At 63.0% G+C, this 7,057-nt stretch carries 6 protein-coding genes; 4 read left to right on the forward strand and 2 right to left on the reverse strand.

Translation table 11 applies throughout. The features are described 5' to 3' along the window. The first annotated feature begins 342 nt into the window (after nucleotides 1-342). Nucleotides 343-2,067 (forward strand): acetolactate synthase 3 large subunit, encoded by a 1,725-nt coding sequence (locus HSDC_RS12120; RefSeq protein ID WP_064700206.1) that lies wholly within the window; start codon nucleotides 343-345, stop codon nucleotides 2,065-2,067. Continuing rightward, nucleotides 2,067-2,558, forward strand: coding sequence for an acetolactate synthase small subunit (gene ilvN, locus HSDC_RS12125; RefSeq protein WP_064700207.1), 492 nt, complete (start codon nucleotides 2,067-2,069; stop codon nucleotides 2,556-2,558). Before HSDC_RS12120 ends, ilvN begins: the two co-directional genes overlap by 1 nt. Before the next feature lie 79 nt (nucleotides 2,559-2,637). Here the strand turns inward: ilvN and HSDC_RS12130 are convergent, their stop codons facing one another. After that, nucleotides 2,638-3,645, reverse strand: a complete 1,008-nt coding sequence (locus tag HSDC_RS12130; RefSeq protein ID WP_064700208.1) for a zinc-dependent alcohol dehydrogenase family protein — start codon at nucleotides 3,643-3,645, stop codon at nucleotides 2,638-2,640. Nucleotides 3,646-3,732: 87 nt separating this feature from the next. Further along, nucleotides 3,733-4,623, reverse strand: a complete 891-nt coding sequence (ilvY, locus tag HSDC_RS12135) for an HTH-type transcriptional activator IlvY (protein WP_064700209.1) — start codon at nucleotides 4,621-4,623, stop codon at nucleotides 3,733-3,735. A gap of 190 nt (nucleotides 4,624-4,813) precedes the next feature. Between ilvY and ilvC the strand changes: the two genes are divergently transcribed. Further along, a complete protein-coding gene (gene ilvC, locus HSDC_RS12140; protein WP_064700210.1) occupies nucleotides 4,814-5,830 on the forward strand; it encodes a ketol-acid reductoisomerase in 1,017 nt (338 codons plus the stop codon). Between the two features lie 138 nt (nucleotides 5,831-5,968). After that, nucleotides 5,969-6,805 (forward strand): CDP-diacylglycerol--serine O-phosphatidyltransferase, encoded by an 837-nt coding sequence (gene pssA, locus HSDC_RS12145; protein ID WP_064700211.1) that lies wholly within the window; start codon nucleotides 5,969-5,971, stop codon nucleotides 6,803-6,805. The last annotated feature ends 252 nt before the right edge of the window (nucleotides 6,806-7,057 follow it).

Consider the following 7,057-nt stretch of genomic DNA (forward strand, 5'->3'; position numbering starts at 1 on the left):
ACGGTTCCTGATACGGGCGCGGACTCCAGCGGGCGATCCCCCATTCCCGCGCGAAGGGTAGGCCAAGGGCCTCTACCCGCCGAAGGACTTCCGGGTCCGGGCCAACCGCCCGACCTGGCCAATGCCCCGACGCGGTGATCCGCCGCGAGAGGGAATGGCTGATTCATGTCGCAGCGCAGCAGTGAATCGGCGTTCCCGAGAGAGTGCTGGCCCTAACCGGGCCTCAATACGCCAGGGTTTGGCATCAGGTGCCGGCGCGTCCGGCAGCGGCATACCGCCGCACTCGAACTCGTGCCCCGACAGGCACGAATTGCACTCGAGACCTCCAGGGGAGAAACATCTGTGGAATTGCTTTCCGGCGCGGACATGATCGCCCGCTTCCTGCAGGATGAGGGCGTCGAATATATCTATGGCTATCCGGGCGGCGCGGCGTTGCATATCTATGACGCCCTGTTTCGCCAGGATAAGGTCAAGCACATCCTGGTGCGCCATGAACAGGCCGCCACCCATGCTGCCGATGGTTATGCCCGGGCTTCGGGCAAGCCTGGTACGGTATTGGTCACTTCGGGCCCCGGCGCCACCAATGCCGTCACCGGTATCGCCACCGCCTACATGGACTCGATTCCGATGGTGGTGCTGTGCGGTCAGGTGATGAGCCACCTGATCGGCGATGATGCCTTCCAGGAAACCGACATCATCGGCGTGACACGGCCGATCGTGAAGCACAGCTTCTCGATCCGGCATCCGTCCGAGATCCCGGAAGTCCTCAAGAAGGCCTACTATCTGGCCTCGACCGGTCGCCCCGGTCCGGTGGTGGTGGACATTCCCAAGGACATGACCACGCCCACCGAGCGGCACGAATACGTCTATCCGAAGAAGGTCAAGCTGCGCTCCTACAATCCGGTAGCGCGCGGCCATACCGGCCAGATCAAGAAAGCCGTGGAGCTGATGCTCAAGGCGCGCCGCCCGGTGTTCTACACCGGGGGCGGCGTGGTCACCGGGCGTGCCTGCGAAGGCCTGACCGACCTGGTCAAGCGGCTGGGGCATCCCATCACCACCACCCTGATGGGCATCGGCGCCTTCCCGCAGAGCGATGATCAATGCCTCGGCTGGCTGGGCATGCACGGCTCCTATGAGTCGAACATGGCGATGCACCATGCCGACCTGATCATCGCCATCGGGGCGCGCTTCGACGACCGGGTGACCAACAACACCTCGAAGTTCTGTCCCACGGCCAAGATCATCCATGTCGATATCGATCCTAGCTCGGTCTCCAAGACCGTGCGTGCGGACGTGCCCATCGTCGGTCCCGCGCAGAGCGTGATCAACGAGATGATCAGCCTGCTGCAGGGTCGGGAAATCGCCGACCCCGAGGCGCTGAATGAGTGGTGGCAGACCATCGAGGGCTGGCGCGAGGAGCGACGTGGCAAGCTCTACGAGCCGTCGAAACCCGGCGAGCCGATCAAGCCTCAGGAAGTCATCGAGGCGGTCTGCCGGCAGACCCGGGGCGAGGCCTATGTCACGACCGACGTTGGCCAGCACCAGATGTTCGCGGCCCAGTATTACAAGTTCGACAAGCCCAATCGCTTCATTACCTCGGGTGGGCTCGGGACGATGGGCTTTGGCTTTCCGGCCGCCATGGGCATCAAGCAGAACTTCCCCGATGAGCAGGTGGTCTGCGTGACCGGCGAGGGCAGCTTCCAGATGATGATGCAGGAGCTGTCGACCTGTAAGCAGTTCGGCGGCGGCGTGAAGATCATCAACCTGAACAATGCGTCGCTCGGCATGGTGCGCCAGTGGCAGGACCTCAACTACAAGTCCCGTCACGCGCATTCCTACATGGAGTCACTGCCGAATTTCCAGCAACTCATCGAGTCGTATGGCTTCACCGCGCTGCGGGTGGAGACGATGGAGGAACTCGAGCCGGCACTGGAGAAGACCTTTGCCGACAAGCACGAGCTGGTGTTCCTCGACGTCATGGTCGACCCGCACGAGCACGTCTATCCGATGCAGGTGCCCCTGGGCTCCATGCGTGACATGCTTCTTTCGAAGACGGAGCGGAGCTGATGCGCCATATCATCTCGATTCTGATGGAAAACGAACCGGGCGCCTTGTCTCGCGTTGTGGGGCTGTTTTCCCAACGTAACTTCAATATCGAAACCCTCAACGTCGCTCCCACCGAGGACGAGACCCTGTCCCGGCTGACCGTGACCACGGTGGGCGATGATCGGGTCATCGAGCAGATCACCAAGCATCTCAACAAGCTGATCGACGTGGTCAAGCTGGTGGACCTCACCGAAGGCAGCCATATCGAGCGCGAGTTGATGCTGGTCAAGGTGAAGGCGCTGGGGGCGGCGCGTGACGAGGTCAAGCGCACCGTGGACATCTTCCGTGCGCAGATCGTCGACGTGACGCCAAGCCTGTACACCGTGCAGATCACCGGCGATGCCGACAAGCTGGATGCCTTTCTGCAGGCCATGGCGCCGGTGGGCATTCATGAAGTGGCGCGTACCGGCGTCTCGGGCATTGCCCGAGGCGACAAGGTCCTGTCGCTCTGATCGTCGCTGGCATACGACAGCCATCATGCAAGCCGCCCCTTTCGGGCGGCTTTTTCGTTCTCGGTGTCGTGAGGCGGGCTCAGATGTCCAGGCAGATCTTGCCGACGTGCTGCTGGGATTCCTGGTGGCGGAAGGCTTCGGCGATATCATCGAGCGCGAAGTGTCGATCGATGACCGGTTCGATGCCGAGGGCTTCGATGCCGCGAATCATGTCCTGCTGGTGGGCCCGGCTGCCCACGATGACGCCTTGCAGGCGGGCTTGCTTTGCCATCAGCTTGGCCGTGGGGACGTCGCCGCCGCGGCCGGTCAGCACGCCGATCAGCGAGATATGGCCGCCGATGCGCACGGCCTCGATGGACTGGGCGAGGGTGCCGGGGCCGCCGACCTCGATGATGTGGTCCACGCCGCGTCCGGCGGTGAGCTCCTTCACCCGGCTTCCCCACTCGGGGCATGTGCGGTAATTGATGGTGTGATCGGCGCCCAGCGATTCGAGCCTTTCCCGCTTGTCGTCCGATGAGGAGGTGGCGATGACGGTGGCCCCCATGGCCTTGGCGAATTGCAGCGCGAAGATCGAGACGCCGCCCGTTCCCAGCACCAGCACGGTATCGCCGGCCTTGAGGCCGCCTTCCACCACAAGGGCGCGCCAGGCGGTCAAGCCGGCCGTGGTCAGCGTCGCCGCCTGAGCATGACTGTAGCCTCGGGGTGCATGCGTGAAGCAGGTCTGGGGGCAGACCACTAGCTCTCGAGCGTAACCGTCGACGCCATCACCCGGCACTGTCTTGAAGTCGCCGACCTCGGCGGGCCCGGTCAGCCAGTCAGGAAAGAAGGTGGATACCACCGAATCGCCCACGGCAAAGGCATCGACGCCTTCGCCGATGGCGTCGACCACGCCGGCGCCGTCCGACATCGGAATTCGCCCGTCGGCGGTCGGCATGGCGCCGCTGACCACGCCATAGTCATGGAAGTTGAGCGAACTGGCGTGAAGCCTGACACGTATCTCGCCGGGCCCCGGCTCTCCGGGGGCGTCGTGTTCTTGCAGGCGGAGTCGATCCAGTCCGCCGGGACTGGCCAGGGAAATGACCTTCATGGGAGCCTCCATTTCGGGGTAGTGGTTAGCTCACTAACGGTAACAGTCTGGAGTCCTTTGCCGGTAGCGGCAAGCTGGCCGGCGCGTTCAACCCCGTTCCGCGACCTCATCCCAGAGCGCTTGGATGAGCGGACTGCGCAGGCGCCGGTTGAGCACGCAGAGACCGACATCATAGTGCGGGAGCTCCGGCTTGACCGGCAGGATCCGCACGCGCTCCGACAGTGGGCTGGCCTCCAGCACGATGCGGGGCACCACGCCGACACCGAATCCCAGGCCAACCATGCTGACGATCGCTTCGTGGCCGGCCACCTGGGCGTAGATCCGGGGCGAGATGCCCAGTGCCTTGAACCAGGTGTTGCTGACTTCCCGTGACAGCCCGGACTCGGAGAGCACCATCGGCACATTGCGCCACTGTTCTGCGCTGGGGGTGCGCGGGTCGGCCGGTACCCACTCATGCGCATCGTGTGGCGCGATGAATACCAGTGGCGAACGGGTCAGCGACTTGAAGGCGAGGCCCTCGGGCAGTTGCCGGGGACGCGAGGTGATGGCCATGTCCTCGTTGCCGGCCAGCACCCGAGGCATGGCCTGAGCGGGATCGCCCGTGTGCAGCTTCAGCTCGATGCCCGGATAACGGGTGCGAAACTCGCTGAGCAGGTCATAGAGGAAGCTGTAGCTGGCGGTGACCGAGCAGTAGATGCTGATCTCGCCGGTCAGCACATGGGCGTCGCGCATCAGCGACTGGCGCAGTTGCTCCCACTGCTCCAGGGTGTCCCGGGCGTAGGCGTGAAAGCTGTGTCCCTGGCGGGTCAGGGCCACATGGCGGTTGTCGCGCTCGAACAGCCTGACACCCAGGCTCTCCTCCAGTTGCTGGATGGAGCGCGAGAGCGTCGAGGGGCTGACGTGGCACGCTTCGCTGGCGCGGCCGAAATGCAGAGTGTCGGCAAGCGTCAGGAAATGTTTCAGGGGGCGCATGTCCATGTGTCTATTATTTCACATATCGGGATGTGGTATTGCAAATATAGCGTTTTACGCAACGCAGGCCCCTGACGTAAAGTCGACCCATCGACGGGGCCGAGAGCCCGACGAACTCTCCCAGTGCCGCACAAGACGGCGCGGGTGGCCATCGACGCTGACACAATCGCCTTTTTACGATCTCCAGGAGCCCGACATGCGCGTTTATTACGATAAGGACTGCGACCTCTCCCTCATCCAGGCCAAGCAGGTGGCCATCGTGGGCTATGGCTCGCAGGGCCACGCCCACGCCAACAATCTCAAGGAGTCCGGCGTCGACGTGACCGTCGCGCTGCGCCCGGGTTCATCCTCCGCCGCCAAGGCGGAAGCCGCCGGCCTGAAGGTCGCCACCGTGGAAGATGCCTGCCAGGCTGCCGACGTGGTGATGCTGCTGGCCCCCGATGAGTACCAGAAGGCCATCTATGAGCAGCAGATCGCGCCCAATCTGAAGGAAGGCGCGACCCTGGCCTTCGCTCATGGCTTCAACATCCATTACAACCAGATCGAGCCGCGTGCCGACCTGGACGTGATCATGATCGCGCCCAAGGCGCCGGGCCACACCGTGCGCTCCGAGTTCACCCGCGGCGGCGGGATTCCGGATTTGATCGCGATCCAGCAGGATGCCTCCGGCACCGCCAAGGAACTGGCCCTGTCCTATGCTGCAGCCATCGGCGGTGGCCGCAGTGGCATCATCGAGACGACCTTCAAGGACGAAACCGAGACCGACCTGTTCGGTGAGCAGGCGGTGCTGTGTGGCGGGGCCGTGGAGCTGGTCAAGGCCGGCTTCGAAACCCTGACCGAAGCGGGCTATGCCCCGGAGATGGCCTACTTCGAATGCCTGCATGAGCTCAAGCTGATCGTCGACCTGATGTACGAGGGCGGCATCGCTAACATGAACTACTCCATCTCCAACAACGCGGAGTATGGCGAGTACGTCACCGGTGGCGAGGTCATCAACGAGCAGTCTCGCCAGGCCATGCGCAATGCCCTCAAGCGCATCCAGACCGGCGAGTATGCCAAGATGTTCATCAACGAAGGCAACAGCAACTATCCTTCCATGACGGCGCGCCGTCGTCTGAACGCCGAGCATCCGATCGAGCAGGTCGGCGAGAAGCTGCGGGGCATGATGCCCTGGATTGCCGCCAACCAGCTGGTCGACAAGAGCAAGAACTGATCGATCCGTTCGAGTGGCAGCACAACGGGGGCGCGGTTATCCGCGCCCCCGTTGCGTTTTTGGATGCGATGAGTCGTGAGCCATCCCGGTTGCTGTGTGTAGAATGGGCGATACCTTCAGTCACAACGGAAGACACAGATGAGCCAGGACCCCAGCAACGGCGAGCGTGACAGACGTGAATCGAATGACGAGGATCTGGCCGCGACCTTCGTGCGCGAGTCGGAGGTGGTCGAGGAAGCGCTGGAGGATGGCAAGAAGGTGAAGCGCAGGGGGATCTACCTGCTGCCCAACCTGTTCACGACATCGGCGCTGTTTTCCGGCTTCTTTGCCGTGGTGGCCGCCATCAATGGCGACTTCACGTCCGCGGCGATCGCGATCTTCATTGCCATGGCGCTCGATGGCCTGGATGGTCGGGTCGCGAGGCTTACCAATACCCAGAGCGATTTCGGTGCCGAATACGACAGCCTCTCCGACATGGTGTCCTTCGGCGTCGCCCCCGGGCTCGTCGCCTTTATCTGGATTCTGCAAGACGTCGGCAAGACCGGCTGGGTGGTAGCCTTTCTCTATGTGGCCTGTGCGGCATTGCGGCTGGCGCGCTTCAATGTGCAGCTCGGCAGTGTCGACAAGAAATGGTTCATCGGCCTGCCCAGCCCCTCGGCTGCCGCCGTGGTGGCAGCGAGTGTCTGGACCTTCCATAGCTTCGATGCCGAGGCCTTTGGCTTCAAGCTCTGGATGTTGTTCCTCGTCGGGGCGGCCGGCGTGCTGATGGTCAGCAACATCCGCTACTACAGTTTCAAGGATATCGACCTCAAGGGGCCGGTGCCTTTCGTCATGCTGCTGGCCATCGTGCTGGGGTTCGTGGTCATCTCCATCGAACCTTCCCTGATGCTATTGTTGCTGTTTGGCACCTATGTTGCCTCGGGCCCTGTGCTGGCCGTACTGCGCAAGCTGCGTGAGCCACGCCGGAAGACCTGACGGAGCCTGCATGTCGAACCGAGACGCCCGCCGCGAGCGGGCGTTTTCGTCGCCGGCCCGGGGTTTGGGTTATCCACACCCGGCTTGTGCCGGCAGGGGTTGTGGATGAGCCTGTCATCGTCCTGCGATATTTTCGTCACAAAGGGCTTGCGTCCTCGGCGCTGTATCCGTAAAGTACGCATCCGCTGCCGGCGACGGGCAACGTCGCAAGCGGTGAAGGGTGGTGGAAGCGCCTGTTTTACTTAGGGTTTT

It is taken from the genome of Halomonas caseinilytica (genome assembly GCF_001662285.1).
Lineage (GTDB): Bacteria > Pseudomonadota > Gammaproteobacteria > Pseudomonadales > Halomonadaceae > Halomonas > Halomonas caseinilytica.

What these genes read in the sequence shown, in the direction of transcription:
- ilvC (WP_064700210.1), top strand. Translation starts at nt 4,814, where the DNA reads ATGCGCGTTTATTACGATAAGGACTGCGACCTCTCCCTCATCCAGGCC.
- ilvN (WP_064700207.1), top strand. Translation starts at nt 2,067, where the DNA reads ATGCGCCATATCATCTCGATTCTGATGGAAAACGAACCGGGCGCCTTG.
- ilvY (WP_064700209.1), bottom strand. Translation starts at nt 4,623, where the DNA reads ATGGACATGCGCCCCCTGAAACATTTCCTGACGCTTGCCGACACTCTG.
- pssA (WP_064700211.1), top strand. Translation starts at nt 5,969, where the DNA reads ATGAGCCAGGACCCCAGCAACGGCGAGCGTGACAGACGTGAATCGAAT.
- HSDC_RS12130 (WP_064700208.1), bottom strand. Translation starts at nt 3,645, where the DNA reads ATGAAGGTCATTTCCCTGGCCAGTCCCGGCGGACTGGATCGACTCCGC.